This window comes from Longispora urticae (genome assembly GCF_053902585.1).
Map to the genome: position 1 here is coordinate 55,533 of NZ_JAQZSH010000025.1, position 17,744 is coordinate 73,276.

The window sequence follows — 17,744 nt, forward strand, 5'->3', positions numbered from 1 at the left end:
TACCGACCCCGGGCACAGGATCCCCTGCCCAGACCGGCCCGCTCGGACAGGTCCGGGCCCAGACCACCGACAGCATCCGCCGGTCCACCCGGGAATCCGGTGTCGGCCGACCTCGAACCCCGATTTTCGGGTACCGGTCAGGCCGTTCCGGCCGGCTCCATCCGGATCGACCCGTCCTCCTGCAGCTCCACCCGCAGCAACGTCCCCGGCACCACCTCACGCAGGATGTCCGGCGGCAGGTGCACGGCCCCGTCCCGCGCCACGACGGCGAAGTCCTGCCCGTGCCGGCCCTCGGCCCCGACCCGGCCGTCGCGGATGGTCACGGTCCGGCCGAGGATGGCGCCGACGTCGGGGTCGTGGGTGACGGCGATGACCGTGGTGCCGGCCCGGTTGACGGCCGTGAACGCGGCCAGCACCTCGTCGCGGGCGTCGTGGTCGAGCTGGCTGGTGGGCTCGTCGGCGAGCAGCAGGCCCGGGTTGGTGGCCATCGCGACGGCCACGGCGAGGCGCTGGCGTTCGCCGGGGGCCAGGTCGGCGGGCTTGGAGCGGGCGATCCGGGCGTCGTCGAGGCCGACGAGGGCGAGGACGTCGACGGGGGCGAGCAGTTCGGAGCGCCGGCTCCGGGGTACGTCACTCTGCGCGAACGCGATGTTCTTCTCGGCGGTCAGGTACGGCAGCAGGTTGCGGGACGCGCCCTGGAGCACGACGCCCACGTCCAGCCCGCGCATCCGCTGCAACTCGGCGTCGCTGGCCTTGGCCACGTCGTGGTCGCCCACGGCGAGCCGGCCGGCGGACGGCTGGAGCAGGCCCGCCATCAGGGACAACAGGGTGGACTTGCCGGAGCCGGACGGTCCGACGAGCGCGACGGCCTCGCCGGGCTCGATGTCGAGGTCGACGCCGGACAGGGCCACGACGTCATAGCCCTCGAGCCGGTAGATGTAGACCAGGCCCCGGCAGGTGACCCTGATCCCCTTGCTCTCCGTCACGACGTTCCTTCCCGTAGACGTTGCGCGTCGCCGCGCCGCATCGTGGTTCGCATGGCGGTGACGGCGACGAGGCCGTACACCAGGATGATCAGGGCCAGGGCGGTGCCCCACCGCTCCGGGCCGGGCCAGTAGTCGATCGGCACGGTGGCCAGTTGGCCGGTGGCGGGCAGCAGGTGCGGCAGGGTGAGGACGCCGGTCGCGACGCCGGCCACGCCGCCGACCCCGACCGCGATGACGAGCAGCAGGGTGTACTCCCGGAGCACGGCGCGGCGCACCTGCCGCCGCGACAGTCCGGCGACCCGGAGCGCGGCGGCCTCGTACGCGCGGTCCTGGGAGCCCGGTCGGGCGGTGAGCGGGACGCCGAGGACGCCGAGGAGCAGCGCGCCCAGGGCGGCGATGACGTAGAGCCGCAGGGCCACGGCGGAACCCTGCTCGTCGAGGGCGGCCTGGCGGTCCCCGAGCCGGGTGACACCGGTGACGGTCAGCCCGGCGGCGGTGAGCTTCGCGGCCAGGTCGGCGGGGGCGTCGGCGCGGGCCCAGACCATCGGCGTGGTGTCGGCGTCGAAGGCGTAGGTGGGTGCGGAGCGGTCGCCGTACGCGAGGTCGACGAGGATGCCCTGACCGACGCCCGGGAGGACCGGGGCGGTGCCGACGGCGCGGTAGGGCTGCTCGACGCCGTACAGGCCGGCGGCGCGGAAGTCGTCCTTCGTGAAGTGCGGGTCGGACACCATGGCGGGCAGCGGGTACGGCGCGTCGACGTGCAGCACCGACAGGTCCTCCCGCCCCGGGGCGGTGAACGTGATCCGGAGCCCGTCCGCGCCGGCCAGGACGGTGGCGACGGGCTGGTCGTCCATCGTGGGCTCGGCGCCCCGCCAGGCGGTCGGCTCGCGCAACCGGTCGGTCAGGTCCCCGGCGGCGTCGCGGACGGCCGTGACCAGCAGGTCGCCCTGGAGGGTCGCGGAGCCGGCGGGGCCGCCGCCCCGGTACCCGTTGAAGCCGATCAGCCGGCAACCGGCCTCGCAGCCCGGGACCTCGGCGGTGAACCGGTTGGGACCGGCCGTGATCCTCGTGAGGGCCACGGCGCGCCGCCCGGCCGGGGTGTCCAGCAGCACGCCGAACGTCACCGAGCCGGCCGGCTCCATGACGTGCGCGGTCAGGTCGATCTCGATCCGGGGGCCGCGCAGCACGATCGGCGCGTCGGCGGGCGGACGCAGCCGGTCGGCGACGTCGGACACGCTGCCGCCGGTGGTGGCCGGGTTCCAGTAGCCGACGGCGGCCAGCCTGCCGGCGTCGACGCCGACGATGTGGGTGGTGGTGTCGCCGACCCCGATCACGGTGTCCACGGCGGCCATCGCGTACCGGCCCTGCGGGTCGACCTTCGCCACCGCCGCGAGCAGCTTCTCCGCGGACACCGACTCGAGCTTGTAGACGACGGGCGCGCCGGTCACGATGCCGGCCCGGACCTCGCGGTTGTGCGCGGCCATGCCCCAGGAGAACAGCCCGTACCCGGTGAGGGCCGTCGCGACCACCACCAGGGCGACCAGCCGCGGCCCGCCCTGCCGGCGACCGACGGCCGACCACGCGAGCAGCGGCACCGGCCGGCCCCGGCGGATGGCGGCCGGTCCGCGCCGCCGGGCCAGCAGGGCGATCACCCGGCCGGCGAGCCCGCCCGCCGCCAGCGCCGCGAGACTGCCCGCGACGAGGGCGACGTCACTGTCCCCGGACCGGGTGACCAGCGCCCACACGGCGAAGCCGGCGACGATGAGCAGCAGCGCGTCGAGGAAGCCGAACCGGCGGCGCACGCCGCTGGAGACCCGGCGGAGCAGGCCGAGTACGGGGCGGCGCAGCGGGCTGGCGCTGGCGAGCAGGGCCACGAGCAGCGCGCCCAGGAAGACGCCGAGCCCGGTGAGGAGCATCGGGGTCCGGTACTCGGGCCGCACGTTCAGTTCGCGCAGTTGCGCCCAGATCCCGCCCCGGACGGCCGCCCAGCCCAGCAGCGCGCCGACCGGCCCGGCGACGGCCACGAGCAGCGCCGACTCGACGAGGCCGAAGCGCAGTACCCGGGCGGCCCGGAAGCCGCGCAGCTTGGCCACGGCGAGTTCGGTCGAGCGGCTCTCGGCGAGGTTGGCCAGCACGAGGTAGACGACGAGCCAGCACAGGACGATGAGCTGGACGGCGACGAACATGACCGACCGGACGGCGACGGCCCGCTGCGCCTTGACCTCGAGGAGCACGTTGGACAGGTTGGTCTTCGCGGTCAGGGCCAACAGCCGCGTCTGGCGGTCGCACTCGGCCTGCTCCGCCGGGGCGCGGGGCGGATCGCCGATCAGGAGCCGCGGACACGCCGTGAACCCCAGCCCGATCGGGATCTTCAGGCTCCTGGTCAGGGCGTCGATCGTGGTGAGGTCGACCTTGCCGGGCAGGATCGGGTAGTCGAGGATGGTCTCGTTCTGGGCCCGGACGTTCGACTTCGGGTCGACCGCCGCGGTGCTCACGGTCTCCTCGGTCGCGAACAGGGTGCCGAAGAAGTCGGAGCTGCCGAACTGCGCGTCGACGGCGTCGAAGTACTCCCGGGGGCCCCAGAACCCCGCGTCCTTCTTGTAGAGCCCGACGACCGTGCCCGTCGGCTGGAGCCGTCCGGCGTCGAGGGTGACCTTCGTGCCCAGGGCGAGCCCGGAACTGGCGGGCGCGGCGAACTCCCCGACGGCGCCCGGGCACCGGCCGGTGGTGAACACCAGGCGGTCACACTGGCCGTCGCGGGCCACGATCCGGCCGGGGACCCGGTCCCCGTCGAAGCGGACCGCGCCTTCGAGCCGGCGTTCGCGGACGGGCGTGCCGTAGTACCCGTCGATGGGGTAGAACGCCCGGGCCGCCCGGTCGATCTCGCCCGGGTCGAGGGACGCGTCGTAGTACTGCGAGGACGTGATGGTCAGGGTGGTCAGGGCGGGCGGGGCCGTGCGCAGCCCGTCCCGCAGCGACCACTGTTCGACGGCCCTGCTGTAGGCGGGCGCGAACACCGCCGCCGCGACGGAGACGCTGACCAGGAGCACCACGAGCAGCGAACTGGCCCGCCGGTGCCAGATCCCGGCGAGCGCCAGCCGCAGTGTCCCCACTACTGGCCGCCGGAACGCAGCAGTCGCGGGTCGGCCCGCCGGACCAGGCCGAGGACGAGCCAGACGACCCCGGCGAAACCGAGCAACGTGAGGGTACCGGCGGTGCCCAGCTCGTACGGGCCGAGCTTGTAGACCGGGGTCAGCGCGTCCTTGGCGGCGCTGACCAGCGGGATCGCGGACACCATCAACCCGGCGGACAGCAGCCCGACGGTCCCGCCGACCACGAACGGCACCCCGAGCAGCGTCGCGTACTCCCGGCGCACCCCGGCGCGCAACGTCTTCGCGGGCAGGCCGGCGATCCGCAGCGCGGCCAGCTCGTACTGCCGGGCCCGCACCCCGATGTAGGCGTTGAGCAGCACCGCGCCGACGGCGAGCAGCACGGCGAGCACCCCGGCGGCCAGGTACAGCCACAGGGCCAGCGCCGGTGCCGCCCGCCCGAGCCGGTCCAGGCGCGCCGCCCGGGACTGCACCTCGACGACCTGCACCCCGGCGGCTCCGAGCGCGGCGCGCAGGGTGGCCGGCGCGTCGGGTGCCACCCAGACCTCGTAGGAGACGCTGTTGGACGCGCTCAGGTTGGCGTCCACGGCGGCGGACCACACCTCGGCCCGGACGTCGAGCAGGATGCCGTGTTCGCCGACCCGGGGCGCGAGCCCGGCCCGCTGGACGACGTCGAACTGCTGCGGGTTGGCCCCGAGCGCCAGGATCGAGAACGCGTCGGCCTTCCGGTCGCCGTCGGGGGTGTCCCCGGCGAGGACGGTGGGCAGCCGGTCGGGCAGGTCGGCGTACCGGATCCGGTAGTCCTCCGAGCCGGTGCCCTGCACGGACACCTTCAGCCCGGGGGCGACGGTGCCCGTGGTCCGGTCGGCCGGCTTGACCTCGCGCCACGCGTCGGCGAGGTCGAGGCGGGTGTCGAGCGCGTGCCCGCCGTCGAGCAGCCGCGTGACGGTCAGGTCCACCGCGTACGGCGTGGACCGGCCCGGGAACCGCTGGATGACCAGGCCGACGAGCCGGCAGCCGGTACCGCAGTCGGGCACGGCGGCCTTGTAGGTGGCGGTGCCGACCTTCAGCTCGCCGAGCGGTACCTCGCGCGGGCCCCGGCCGGGGGTGGTGACCCAGGCGGCCAGTTGCAGCGGGCCGGCGCTGTCGAGTTTGGCGACCGTGACCTCGGCGGCGAACTCCGGACCCTTGACCGTGATCGCCCGGGACTGGTCCACGGCGACCTTGTCGGCCACGTCCCGGGCGGTGCCGGGCTCGCCCTGCGGCCACACCGCCACGTTCGCGAACCGGGTCGGGTCGATGCCGACGATGGTGAGGTTGTCCCCGTCGTAGAACTGGGAGATCCGCACGGCGGCCATCGCGTGCCTCCCGGTCGGGTCGGCCTGCGCCACCCCGTCGAGGAGGGCCTGCGGGTCGGTGGCGAGCACCCGGTAGACGGTGGACGCGCCCGCGTACCCGTCGGCGGTCCTGACCCGGTTGTAGTCGGCCACGCCCCAGATGGCCGTGGAGAACCCGAGCAGCGACAACGCGACCGTGAGCACCATGCTCAGCCGGACCGTGGACTGCCGCCGGCCCAGTTGCGCGCTGGCGAGCATCGCGGGGACCCGGCCGGCGCGCAACGCCCGGCCGACCCGGCGGCGGCTCCACATCGCCAGCCCGCGGGCCACGCCGAGGCCGGCGAGCAGGGCCAGCAGCGGGGCGGCGAGCAGCGCCAGCGAGGAGGTCTTGTCGCCGGCCGCGAGCACCTGGTAGAGCGCGACGGCGGTGAGCGCGACGACGATCCCCTCGCCGACGGCGGCCTTGAACCGGGCGCGCGGCGGCACCCGGCGGAGCAGCGCCAGGGCCGGGGTGTTCAACGTGCGGCGGGACGCCAGCCACACGGTGCCCATGCCCGCGGCGACGGCGACGAGGGAGGCGGCGAGCAGTTCCCAGCGCAGTTCGACCCGCACCCCGTCGGCGAGGATCGCGCCGGCCGCCAGCCAGGTGAAGCCGAGCCCGAGCAGCAGGCCGAGCGGGGTGGCGAGCGCGACGAGCACCAGGGCCTCGCCGAGCCCGAACCGCACGGTCCTGCCGGTGCCGAACCCGCGCAGCTTGGCCAGGGCGATCTCCGGGCCGCGCTCCTCGGTGACGGAGGCGACCGCGAGGTACAGCACGAACAGGCAGAGCAGCAGCAGCGGGAGCGCGACCAGCGGGATGCTGCCGGTCAGCGCGTTCTGCTCGGCCCGGATGTCGTTGAGCAGCCCGGGCAGCAGCGAGCCGGTCTCCGCACCGGCCGGCCCGGCGAGATCCTTGATGTCGGCGCCGAGCTGTGCGGCCTCGGAAAGACCGACGGAACCATCCTTCAGGGGGTACTCGACGGTCACGCGCCGGTCCGCCGCCGTCACCTCGGTCGGGTTGCCCGTGAGCACGGGCGCGTCGAGCTGGTCCGCGGCGGGGCTGCCGGCGCCCCCGAAGTAGTTGTTCCGGCCCCAGTACCCGTCGAGGGTGTCCTTCGGGGTGTAGAGCCCGGCCACGGTGCCCGTCCGCGGGGTCGCCGTGCCGTTGACCATCACGTGGTACACCAGCGGCTGGCCGACCTGCGCGTCGATCAGCGCGGCGGCCTTGACTCCGAGCAGGATCTCCCCGGGCCTGGTCGGATCGGTGCACGCGCCCGCGGTGATCGTGACGTGGTCGCAGATGTCCTGCCGGTAGACGTGCAGGGCCAGCGCGCGCTGGGGGCCGATCACGATCCGCTCGGCCGCGCCGTCCACCCCGGGCCCGAAGTGCCGTCCGACGGCCGGCCGTCCCGCGAGCACCTGGTCGGCGGCGGTGTGCAGGGCCTTCGGGTCGCCGCCCTGCTGGGAGGCCGCGTCGAACCACAGCTCCGTCTGCCAGGACGCCGAGTCGCTCAGCCCGTCCCGGAGCACCGATTCCTGGGCCGCCCGGGTGTACGCCGGGACGAGTACCGCAGCGGCGGCCGCGAACACCGCGAGCACCAGGACGACCACGGAGAGTCCTCGCCGGTACCGAATGCCCTGCAGCGTGACGGAACTGGCCACGAATTGTCCCCTCGCGAGCGTCACTGGATTCCCCAGCCCCCAGACGCTACTGATCACGAAGTCAATGAACAGGCACCGAGAGGTTGCGGTTACATCTCAGCAGGGCGCAGGGAGCGTCGGTGCGGGGCGGGCCTCGGCGCAGGCCGGGGTGGGTGCGGCCCCGGTCCGGGGCGGGTCGCGACGGGTCGGCCTACATCTCCGCGGCGCGGGCCAGCCCGACGAGGGCGGCGTTGGCCTTGTCGGGGAACAGCGGCGGGGAGAAGTGGTAGCCCTGCGCGGCCGTGCAGCCCATCCCGATCAGGGTCGCCCGCTGCTCGGCGGTCTCGACGCCCTCCGCGACCACCCGGAGCCCGAGCGCGCGCCCCAGGTCCACAGTGGTCTTCACGATCGCCATCGCCTCGGGGGAATGCCCCATCTTCGACACAAAAGCCCGGTCGACCTTGACCTCGTCCACCTGGAACCGGGTCAGCAGGGTCAGCGAGGAGTAGCCGGTGCCGAAGTCGTCCACCGCGATCCGCACCCCGAGCCTGCGCAGGCCGATCAGCACCTCCTCGATCACCGGCGACTCGTCCATCATCACCGTCTCGGTGATCTCCAGAACCAGCCGGTCGGCCGGCACCCCGTACCGGGCCAGGGCCGCAGCGACCATCTGCGGCAGCTCCGGTTCGAGCAGGTTGCGGGCGGACAGGTTCACCGCGACCGGCATGATCAGCCCGCCGCGCGCCCAGTCGGACACGATCCGCAGGGCCAGGTCCAGGATGTACCGGGTGAACGGCCCCACCAGGTCGCTGTGCTCGACGACCTCGATGAACGCGTCCGGCGCGAGCAGGCCCCGGCTCGGGTGGTGCCAGCGGACCAGCGCCTCCGCGCCGATCGGGGCGCCCGTCGACAGCTCCACGGCCGGCTGCATCGCCAGGACCAGCTGGTCCTCGACCAGGAGCGCCTCGCGCAGCTCCGCCAGCAGGATCAGCCGCTCCGGGCCCACCGGACCCTTGCGCGCGCCGGTCGGGTCGCCCTGGTGCAGCACGTCGATCAGTTCGCGCATCCGGCGGTGGGCGGCCACGTTGAGCAGGGCGGCGCCGAGCGTGCCCGCGTACGCAGACAGGGCCAGGTCCTCGCGCTCCGACATCGGGCCCGGGGTCCGCAGCCACAGCCGCAGCTCGCCGATCCGGTGCGCCCCGACCCGCAGCGGGCGGGCCACTCCCCTGCCGCGCGGGCCGGACGGACCGCTCGCGTACACCCGCTCGGCGCCGTCGCCCGAGCGGATCGCGATCTCGACCCGCTCGGGGGCGAACAGCCTGCCCAGCCCGTGCAGCGCCGCGTCGACGACCTCGCGCTCGTCGAGCCGGAGCAGCCGGTGCGGGGCGGTGGCCAGTTCGCGCCAGATCCGGCGCTCCTCGAGGATCCGCAGCCAGTACCGGTAGGCCTGGTAGGCGAGCCACAGCGCGGGCGCGACGGCCAGCACGAGCCGCCACCAGGCCGGCCAGGCCGCGAGGGCCAGGCCGAGCACAGCGGCGGGTGCGGCGAAGCCGGTGAGCAACCAGCGACGACCCAACACCCGACCCCCCTCGCACAGCGAGCAGGGGACGCCCGTTGGCGGCCCCCTGAAGGCAAGGTTATGGGACATACCCAGGCCGCAACAGCCCTAAATGTGCGCTAGGTGCTCTACAACCGGTAGTCGAGAATTTCAAAAGCCGCGAAAACTACCGAGCGTTATCGTGCGGGGCCGGGGGAAAACGGTCGGGAAGCTTGCGGAGGTGGCGATTCATGCTCCGGTACAGGAAAAAGGTCGCCACGCCCAGCAACACGATGAGCAGCAACGCGAGCGGGCCGGCGAGGCCGGGTCCGCGGGTGTCGCCGAAGTTGTTCTCCGCGAGGTACTGAAGCATGCCTCTACCGTACGCCAGCGAAGAGGTCACTCTCCGGCAGCGTGGTCGGCACGTTCGCCCGGACCAACTGGAAGTCCTCCGTGGGCCAGATCCGCAACTGGATCTCCATCGGGATGCCGAACCAGAAGCCGTCCGGGTCCACCTGGGTCGCGTGCGCCCGCAGCGCGTCGTCGCGCACCCCGAAGAACTCGCCCGCGTCGACCGACGTGGTGACCCGGTCGCCCTTGTCCTTCATCCAGTCGCGGTCGCTGTCGATCCAGTCCGCGAAGGGCGACTCGAGGCCCTCGGCGAGCATCGCCTCGTGCAGCGCGACCAGACGCTTCTTGAAGAAGCCCATGTTGTAGTAGAGCTTCGCCGGGGTCCACGGCTCGCCGGCCTCCGGGTAGCGCGCGGGGTCGCCGGCCGCGTCGAACGCCACCATGGAGATCTTGTGGGTCATGATGTGGTCCGGGTGCGGGTAGCCGCCGTCCTCGTCGTAGGTCGTGACGACGTGCGGGCGGAACTCGCGGATCAGCTTGACCAGCCGCTCGGCCGCGACCTCCGGGTCCACCCTGCCGAAGCTGTCCTCGGGCAGCTCGGGGCGGTCGGCCTCGGCGGCCTCCAGGTAACCGTCGGGCAGGCCGGAGTCGACGAATCCGAGCCACTGCTGGCGGATGCCCAGGATCTCGCGGGCGGTGTCCATCTCCTGCCGGCGGATCTCGGTGATGTTCTCCCAGACCTCGGGACGGTCGAGCTTGGGGTTCAGGACGCTGCCGCGCTCGCCGCCCGTACAGGTGACGACGAGGACGTCCACGCCCTCTTTCACATATTTCGCCATCACGGCGGCACCCTTGCTCGACTCGTCGTCGGGGTGTGCGTGTACCGCCATCATTCGGAGCCGCTCGGCCACCGTGACACTCCTCGTTCGGGTCCGGGATAATCGAATTCTTGCTGATGCCTATGACAAGAACACCGGAGCCCGACCGATCGTGACCGAGACCCACGCCACAATTTTTCCGCCGGACCGCTACGGCCGGCGTCGACAGCCACGTCGTGCGCGACGATGGCTACCCTACGTGTTGGCCGTGGCACTCGGACTGGGCGTAACGGGCATCGCGGTCAAGCTCTATCTGGCGTACGGCGTGACGGACTATGCGGTGAACCTCACCTCATACCGTGACATCACAGACAATCAGGTAGTGCTCCAGTTCACAGTGACGAAACCCGAGAAGTCCCCGGCCGTGTGCGTCGTCCGGGCCCGGAACCGGGCCGGCGCGGAGGTCGGCAGGGCCGAGGTGCTGGTCCCCGACGCGCGGAGCCGGGTCGACGTCAGTTACACACTGTCAACAACAGGGCTCCCCGTGAGCGGCGAGACCGTAGGTTGCCGGGCCCAGCGCTGATATTCTCGGAGTTTCGCTTTTCTTAACCCTTGACCCCCCGTCTGAAGGAGTCGCCGTGCCCAACACCGACAGCAAGGCCGCGTGGCTGTCCCAGGACGCGTTCGACCGCCTGCAGGCCGAGCTCGACAAGGCCATCGCCGACCGGCCCGCCGTGGCGGCCGAGATCAACGCCCGCCGCGAGGAGGGCGACCTCAAGGAGAACGGCGGGTACCACGCCGCCCGCGAGGAGCAGGGCAAGGCGGAGGCCCGGATCCGGTACCTCCAGGAGTTCCTCCGCACCGCCCGCGTCGGCGAGGCCCCCGCGAGCACGGTCGTGGCCCCCGGCATGGTCGTCACCATCCAGTTCGACGACGACCCGGACGACACCGAGACCTTCCTGCTCGGCTCGCGCGAGATCGCCGCGACCACGGACTACACGGTGTACAGCCCCGAGTCGGCGCTGGGCACCGCGATCCTGGGCTCCGAGGCCGGCAAGACCGTGAGCTACTCCGCCCCGACCGGCGCCGAGATCACCGTCACCGTCGTCAAGTTCGAGCCCTTCTCGGGCTGATCCGGCGGTCCGGGCCGTCCCGCTTGGACCGAGCCCCGGCCGGGGCGGTCCGCCGCCCGACCGGCCACGTCGTCCGCACGACCCGGGCCACCCGGGTCGGGCGTTTCGCGTCCCGGGCACCGCACGGTCGGGCCGGGCCACGTGGTCGGTCCCGCCGCTCCATGCCCGTGTTGGGCGGCCCCGTGCCAGGCCCGGGCGGGTGCCCGCGGGTCGCGGTCAGTCGAAGGTGACCGTGTGGCCGGCGGCGCGCAGGGCGGCGACCATCCGTTCGGCGTGGTCCTTGCCCCGGGTCTCCACCGAGAACGCCACCACCACCTCGCCCAGCGACAGACCCGCGTCGTACCGCTCGTGCGCCACGTCCAGCACGTTCGCGCCGTTCTCCGCGATCAGGGCGAGCAGCCGGACCAGCTGGCCCGGGCGGTCGGCGCACCGGACCGTGAACCGCTGGTACCGGCCGGCCGCCGCGAGCCCGTGCTCCAGTACCCGGAGCAGGAGCAGTGGATCGATGTTTCCGCCGGACAGCACCGCCACGGCCGGGGTCTCCACCCGCACGACCTCGGCCATCAGGGCGGCCACCCCGACGGCCCCGGCGGGCTCGGCGAGCAGCTTGTTGCGTTCCAGGAGGGCCAGCAGCGCGCGGGAGATGTCCTCGTCGGTGACCGTGACGACCTCGTCGACGAGCTTCACGATGTGCTGGAAGGTGATCTCGCCGGGGATGCCGACCCGGATGCCGTCGGCGATCGTGGCCGTCTCGGCGAGCCGGACCGGGTGCCCGGCCAGCAGCGACGGCGGCACCGCGGCGGCACCCGCGGCCTGCACCCCGATGATCCGGATGTCGGGGCGCAGCGCCCTGGCCGCGACGGCGAGCCCGGAGATCAGTCCGCCGCCGCCGATCCCGGCGATGATCGTCCGCACGTCGGGGCACTGTTCGAGGATCTCCAGCGCCACGGTGCCCTGGCCGGCGATCACGTCCGGGTGGTCGAAGGGGTGGATGAACACGGCACCGGTGCGCTCGGCGAACTCCCGCGCCGCGACCAGCGCCTCCTCGACCGTGGCCCCGACGAGTTCGACGTCGGCCCCGTAACCGCGGGTGGCCGCGACCTTCGGCAGCGGCGCGCCGGTGGGCATGAACACGGTCGACCGGGCACCCAGCGAGGTGGCCGCGAGCGCCACGCCCTGCGCGTGGTTCCCGGCGCTGGCGGCGACGACCCCGCGGGCGCGCTCGGCCCCGGACAGCCGGGCGATCCGGACATAGGCCCCGCGCACCTTGTACGCGCCGGCCCGTTGCAGGTTCTCGCACTTCAGCCACACCGGGCCGCCGAGTTGGGCGGTCAGCGTGCGCGAGGGCTCCAGCGGCGTCTCGCGCACCACACCCGCGAGCAGCTCACGGGCGGCGCGGACGTCGTCGAGCGTGACCAGTGCCGTCATGCCCCGATCGTGCCACCCGGGGTACCGGCCCTGGCGGGCGCCGCGCACGTCTCCCACCAGGAAAGACGAGACGTTCGTGAGACCCGGGGGCGCGCCCGGGATGACAGGGTCATGCCTGCCCCGTCCGAGTGTCATCCGGCCGTGGCATCTGTCCGCACATCGCTTGTCCGGATCGAAGGAGTGAATTATGCGCAACGTATCCCGACTGTTCGTCGCGGCTGCCGCCGTGGCCATGGCCACGCTCGGCATGGTGCCCGCGGCCCAGGCGGCCAGCCCCAATAACACGTTCTCCGTCAACGGCGGTTTCGCTGACGAGTACACGAGGTCCTGTCAGGCCGTCGCGCCGTTCGCGTGCACGTTCGGCGCGACGTCCATGCCCGTCACGGTCAGCATCTCCTCGCCCAAGAACTACCCGGTGACCGTCGGCTACCAGCTCGAGTCGATGACGGCCACCAACGGGGTCGACTACACCGCGACCACGGGCACCGTCACGATCCCGGCCGGCGCCTTCTGGGGCCGGGTGCAGATCCCGATCGTGCACGACGGCATCGTCGAGGGCACCGAGCAGTTCCGGATCCGGTTGACCAGCTCCAGCATCGGCGGCAACTTCTCCGCCACGGGCACCGCTTCGATCTTCGACGAGGGCAACATCCCCTTCGACTGTTCGCTGTCGAAGTCCGACCTGGCGACGACCACGATCTCGTGCACGAACCGCCCGGCCACCCAGCCGTGGCAGACCGTCGTGTACTGCGAGGACTTCGTCATGGGCTACACGGAGGCCAAGGGCGTGGCGATCACCGGCAACGGAACCTCGACCGCGGTGTGCAACCCGGCCGCGTTCGTGAGCGTCCACTTCGACGACCTGACCCCGTCCCCGTGGCCGTTGCCGTAACGAGTACGCGGTTGTAGAGCCTGCCCCGAGGGCCGGTCGGTGCGGAGCGCCGGCCGGCCCTCGGCGCTGCCGTCAGGTGGCCGGCCCCGGGCCGCGGCCCGTTGCGGGGAGCCCGCAGACCCGGGGGCGGCAGGCCCGACCTGGCTACCTGGGCATCTGGCTCCCCCGGGGACCCGTGGTCACTAGTCTGGACATATGAGGACGTTTCTACTGCTCCTGCACGTACTGTCCGCGATCCTGATCATCGGGCCACTCGCGGTGGCCCCGTTCTACGGACTGCGCAGCCTCCGCGTGCACGACCACGACGCCGTGCAGCAGGCCGCGCAGTGGACGGGCCGGTTCGCCCTCGGCTCCCTGATCACGGCGGCGCTCGGCGCGGCGGCGGTGGCGGCCACGGCGAAGGAGAAGTACGACTTCGGGACGCCGTGGGTGGTCATCTCCCTGACCCTGTACCTCGTGATGCTGCTCGTCGCCCTGTTCTGGGCCCGCCCGGCACTCCGCAGGGGCCTGAAACTGCTGGAGACGGGTACGCCCGAGCCGCCGGTCATGCCCGAGACCCCCGAGGGCGAGGAGCCCCCGCACGAGGCGCTCGCGGCCGCCGGGGCGTTCCTCACCACCAAGGGGAAGATCGACAACGCGGTGGGGCGGGTCGGGGCGGCGGCCGGCGTGACGCTGCTGCTGATCTGCCTGATCGTGGTGCTGATGGTGACCAGGCCGTTCGGAAGCTGACCCGGCGCGAGCGCCCGGACCCGGCCCGGTCGGGGGTCGCCGGACGCCAGGCGGGGTGCCCGGAACCGACCGCTCCCCCGCCAGTACCCGTCGCGAAGGGTCTAGGACCTTTTCGGGGCCCTCGGCCAGCTCGGCGCGTGCCGGCGCCACGGGGCCGCCAGCTCCAACAGCCCCGCCACGGCCAGCAGCATCAGCTCCGAACCGGGCGGCCCCACCAGCTGCACCGCCGCCGGCAACCCGTCCCCGCGCACCCCCGACGGCACCACGATCGCGGGCAGGCCGGCGACGTTCCACGGGGCCGAATAGGGCGCGTACCGCATGTTGGCCACCAGGTTCGCCCGCCACGGCCGCCGCGACCACTCGGCCGCCTCCAGCGGCGCGCTGGCCAGGGCCGGCGTGACCAGCAGGTCGTAGTCGCCGAGCCAGTTCAGCGCCTGGCCGCGCCACCGGGTGCGCTGACCGGAGGTGACCTCGGCGGTGCGCACGGCCTGCTCGCCGAGCGCGACATGCCGCCGGGTCCGGCGCTGCAGCTCCGAATAGTCAAGATCACGGGAGTCCAGGTAGGACGAGGCCGTCCAGGTGGCGAGGATGACCGCCCCCAGCCTCTTCGGGTACGGCACCTCCGCGCGGATCGCCGAATGCCCCGCCCCCACCAGCGAACGGACCGCCCGACTCACCGCCGCCCGGTTGTCCGCGTCGGGGCTGACCCCCGGGATCGGGCTGTGCAGGGACACCGCCACCCGCAGCCGCCCCGGCTCCGTCAACTTGTGCGTCCGGCGCCCGGCCAGCACCGCGAACCCGACCGCCGCGTCCGCGACCGTGGTGGCGAGGATGCCGTTCTCCGCCAGCCCGTACCACGCGTTGGCCCCGATCCCCGCCGGCACCACGCCCCGGCCCGGCTTCAGCCCCACCAGCCCACAGCACGCGGCCGGGATCCGGATCGAACCCAGCCCGTCGTTCCCGTGCGCGATCGGCACCAGCCCCGCCGACACCGCCGCAGCCGAACCCCCCGAAGAACCACCGGGCGTCTTGTCCAGCCGCCACGGATTACGGGTCACGATCTCCTTGTCGTCGCACGTACCCCACAGGCCCAGCTCCGGCATGCGCGACGTACCGACCACGATGGCCCCCGCCCCGCGCAGCCTGCGGACCACCTCGTGGTCGGCGTCGGCGACATGCGGCCAGTCCGCCCCGGACCGCTCACCGGCGACGGCCACGTTCTCCTTCACCGCGACCGGGACCCCGGCCAGCGGCAGGTTCGTCAGCTCCGGCAGCGCGTCCACCGCCTCGGCCTCCGCGAGCGCCCGGGGGCCGCGCAGAGCCCGGAACGCGCCCAGGTGCCGGTCCGTGGACCTGATGTAGTCCAGGTGGTCGGCCACCACCTCGGTCGCTGACGCATCGCCGCGCCGCACCGCCCGAGCGATCTCCCGCGCGGTTGCACCGACCCAGGCCATGACCGACCTCCTTCGTAAGTCGTTTGCCGGCCCCGGGCCCGCGGCACACGCCGGACCCGGAGGGCGAGATGCTAGCCGACGCCCCACGGATGGCGGGGCATCGGCGCGCGCGTCCTCGTACCGCCGCCCGGAAGGGGTTTCCCCGAACCGGGCGGACCTAATCTGACCTGGTTGCGCCGGTCCTGCCGAGTGCCAGGAGACGCGTGCCCCGGGGCTGCCCGACCCCGCCGGGCGCGTCCTTCCGCCCGGGCGCCGACCGGAACAGTCCCGCCCACGGGCCGGCCGTGCACCCGGGCCGGGCACCACCCGGAGCCGTACACCCAGGTGCGTGCCCCGCCCCGGGCGCCGCCGGAACGACCTAACCGAGCGCTTCGGCGAGATCCGCGAGCAGGTCGTCCACCGTCTCGATACCGACGGACAGCCGCACCAGATCGGCCGGCACCTCCAGCGACGTCCCCGCCACCGAGGCGTGGGTCATCCGGCCCGGATGCTCGATCAACGACTCGACCCCGCCCAGAGACTCGCCCAGGGTGAACAGCTTGGTCCGGTCGCAGATGTCCACGGCCTCCTGCTCACCGCCCTGAACCCGGAAACTGACCATGCCACCGAACCGGAGCATCTGCTTCACGGCGATCTCGTGGCCCTGGTGCTCGGGGAGACCCGGGTAGTACACCTGGGTGACCTTGGGGTGGTCCACCAGGAACGCCGCGATCTTCTCCGCGTTGTCCGAGTGCCGCTCCATCCGCACCGCGAGCGTCTTGATCCCGCGCAGCGTCAGCCACGCGTCGAACGGCCCGGCCACCGCGCCCATCGCGTTCTGGTGGTACGCCAGCTCGTCGCCCAGCCCGGCGTCGCCCGCGATCAGCGCGCCCCCGACCACGTCGGAGTGCCCGCCCACGTACTTCGTCGTCGAGTGCACCACCACGTCCGCGCCGTGCGACAACGGCTGCTGGAGATAAGGGGAGGCGAACGTGTTGTCCACCACCAGCAGGGCCCCCGCCTCGTGCGCCACCCCGGCCAGCGCCGCGATGTCGGCGATCCCCAGCAGCGGGTTCGTCGGCGTCTCCACCCAGACCAGCTTCGTCTCCGGCCGGACCGCCGCCCGGACCGCCGCCACGTCCGACAGCTTCGCCGACGTCCAGCTGATCCCCCACCGCTCCGCGACCTTCGCGAACAGCCGGAACGTGCCCCCGTACGCGTCGTCGGGGATCACCACGTGGTCACCCGGCTTGCAGACGGTCCTGATCAGGGCGTCCTCGGCGGCCAGCCCACTGGCGAACGCGAGACCCCGGCGCCCACCCTCCAGCGCCTGGAGGCACTCCTCCAGCGCGGTGCGGGTCGGGTTGGCCGAGCGGGAGTACTCATACCCCTCACGCAGGCCGCCCACGCCGTCCTGCTTGTACGTGGACGTCTGGTAAATGGGGACCACCACCGCGCCGGTGCGGGGGTCAGGCTCCTGACCGGCGTGAATGGCGAGCGTATCGAAGCCGTGTGTCATGACTCTGAGCGTAACCGTTGGCTCCGACAGACCGGCGGTAAGCACGTCGTAATGGGCAGCCGGCCGGCGACTGCGGCATGCTGGTGTCATGCGCAGACCACGTGATCTCGACATCCCCACCGCTGACCAGGCCCTCCCCGGCCGCGCGGAGGCCGTTCCGGTCGCGGCCCGGCACACCGTCCTCGGCACCCCGCTCGTCGGCCCGTGGCCCGACGGCTTCGAGGTGGCCATCCTCGGCCTCGGCTGCTTCTGGGGCGCGGAACGGATCTTCTGGCGCCTTCCGGGCGTCTACTCCACCTCCGCCGGGTACGCGGGGGGCTCCACCCCGAACCCGACATACGAGGAGGTCTGCTCGGGGGGTACCGGGCACGCCGAGGTCGTCCAGGTCGTCTTCGACCCGTCGGTGATCTCGTACGAGACGGTGCTGAAGGAGTTCTGGGAGAACCACGATCCGACCCAGGGGATGCGGCAGGGGAACGACCTGGGGACGCAGTACCGGTCGGTGATCCTGACGACGACCGCCGAGCAGCTGGTGGTGGCGGAGGCTTCGCGGGCGGCGTTCGCGCCGGTGGTGGCGGGGGCCGGCCTCGGGGAGATCACGACCCGGATCGAGCCGGCCCGGGCGTACTACTACGCGGAGGACTACCACCAGCAGTACCTGGACAAGAACCCCGGCGGGTACTGCAACCACGGCCCCAACGGCCTGAGCTGCCCGATCGGCGTAGCCAAGGCCGGCTGACCCACGGGCCTGACGCACCGGAGAGCGGCGGAACCACCACGGGTCGGTGTTT

The 17,744-nt window shown here is 72.9% G+C and carries 13 protein-coding genes and 1 pseudogene; 5 read left to right on the top strand and 9 right to left on the bottom strand.

What is annotated here, in order from left to right; translation table 11 throughout:
* Positions 1-137: 137 nt before the first annotated feature.
* From PT931_RS15725 to mca, 6 genes and pseudogenes are all read right to left on the bottom strand, one after another.
* Positions 138-986, bottom strand: coding sequence for an ABC transporter ATP-binding protein (locus tag PT931_RS15725; protein ID WP_456246484.1), 849 nt, complete (start codon positions 984-986; stop codon positions 138-140).
* Positions 983-4,099, bottom strand: a complete 3,117-nt coding sequence (locus tag PT931_RS15730; protein ID WP_456246485.1) for an FtsX-like permease family protein — start codon at positions 4,097-4,099, stop codon at positions 983-985. Before PT931_RS15730 ends, PT931_RS15725 begins: the two co-directional genes overlap by 4 nt.
* Positions 4,099-7,134 carry an FtsX-like permease family protein gene (locus PT931_RS15735; RefSeq protein WP_456246486.1) on the bottom strand — a complete coding sequence of 1,012 codons (3,036 nt, stop codon included), beginning with the start codon at positions 7,132-7,134 and terminating at the stop codon, positions 4,099-4,101. The genes PT931_RS15730 and PT931_RS15735 overlap by 1 nt, the downstream gene beginning before the upstream one ends.
* Before the next feature lie 190 nt (positions 7,135-7,324).
* A pseudogene (locus PT931_RS15740) lies at positions 7,325-8,110 on the bottom strand (EAL domain-containing protein); the annotation flags it as partial.
* Between the two features lie 727 nt (positions 8,111-8,837).
* Complete coding sequence (locus tag PT931_RS15745) at positions 8,838-9,023, bottom strand: hypothetical protein (RefSeq protein WP_363730605.1); 186 nt, start codon at positions 9,021-9,023, stop codon at positions 8,838-8,840.
* 4 nt (positions 9,024-9,027) lie between these two features.
* Positions 9,028-9,912 carry a mycothiol conjugate amidase Mca gene (gene mca / locus PT931_RS15750; protein WP_456246487.1) on the bottom strand — a complete coding sequence of 295 codons (885 nt, stop codon included), beginning with the start codon at positions 9,910-9,912 and terminating at the stop codon, positions 9,028-9,030.
* A 1-nt stretch (position 9,913) separates the two neighbouring features.
* Here mca and PT931_RS15755 point away from each other — a divergent pair, with 1 nt between their 5' ends.
* Together PT931_RS15755 and greA are read left to right on the top strand one after the other, a co-directional pair.
* Positions 9,914-10,402: a DUF4307 domain-containing protein gene (locus PT931_RS15755; RefSeq protein ID WP_456246488.1), complete on the top strand. Its 489-nt coding sequence runs from the start codon at positions 9,914-9,916 to the stop codon at positions 10,400-10,402.
* 55 nt (positions 10,403-10,457) lie between these two features.
* Entirely contained in the window at positions 10,458-10,952 is a 495-nt protein-coding gene (greA, locus tag PT931_RS15760; RefSeq protein WP_363730556.1) for a transcription elongation factor GreA, read from the top strand.
* A 216-nt stretch (positions 10,953-11,168) separates the two neighbouring features.
* Here the strand turns inward: greA and ilvA are convergent, their stop codons facing one another.
* The gene (gene ilvA / locus PT931_RS15765; RefSeq protein ID WP_456246489.1) at positions 11,169-12,380 is read right to left on the bottom strand and encodes a threonine ammonia-lyase; all 1,212 of its coding nucleotides are present in this window, start codon (positions 12,378-12,380) and stop codon (positions 11,169-11,171) included.
* A 187-nt stretch (positions 12,381-12,567) separates the two neighbouring features.
* Between ilvA and PT931_RS15770 the strand changes: the two genes are divergently transcribed.
* Together PT931_RS15770 and PT931_RS15775 are read left to right on the top strand one after the other, a co-directional pair.
* Positions 12,568-13,272, top strand: a complete 705-nt coding sequence (locus PT931_RS15770) for a Calx-beta domain-containing protein (RefSeq protein WP_456246490.1) — start codon at positions 12,568-12,570, stop codon at positions 13,270-13,272.
* Positions 13,273-13,467: 195 nt separating this feature from the next.
* On the top strand, positions 13,468-14,001 hold the full coding sequence (locus tag PT931_RS15775; protein WP_456246491.1) for a DUF2269 family protein: 534 nt from the start codon (positions 13,468-13,470) through the stop codon (positions 13,999-14,001).
* Between the two features lie 101 nt (positions 14,002-14,102).
* Here PT931_RS15775 and PT931_RS15780 read toward each other — a convergent pair whose 3' ends face one another.
* Positions 14,103-15,455: an amidase gene (locus tag PT931_RS15780; RefSeq protein ID WP_456246492.1), complete on the bottom strand. Its 1,353-nt coding sequence runs from the start codon at positions 15,453-15,455 to the stop codon at positions 14,103-14,105.
* A gap of 358 nt (positions 15,456-15,813) precedes the next feature.
* On the bottom strand, positions 15,814-16,953 hold the full coding sequence (locus tag PT931_RS15785) for a cystathionine gamma-synthase (RefSeq protein ID WP_456246493.1): 1,140 nt from the start codon (positions 16,951-16,953) through the stop codon (positions 15,814-15,816).
* Positions 16,954-17,041: 88 nt separating this feature from the next.
* Here PT931_RS15785 and msrA point away from each other — a divergent pair, with 88 nt between their 5' ends.
* Entirely contained in the window at positions 17,042-17,692 is a 651-nt protein-coding gene (msrA, locus tag PT931_RS15790) for a peptide-methionine (S)-S-oxide reductase MsrA (protein ID WP_456246494.1), read from the top strand.
* Positions 17,693-17,744 lie beyond the last annotated feature (52 nt).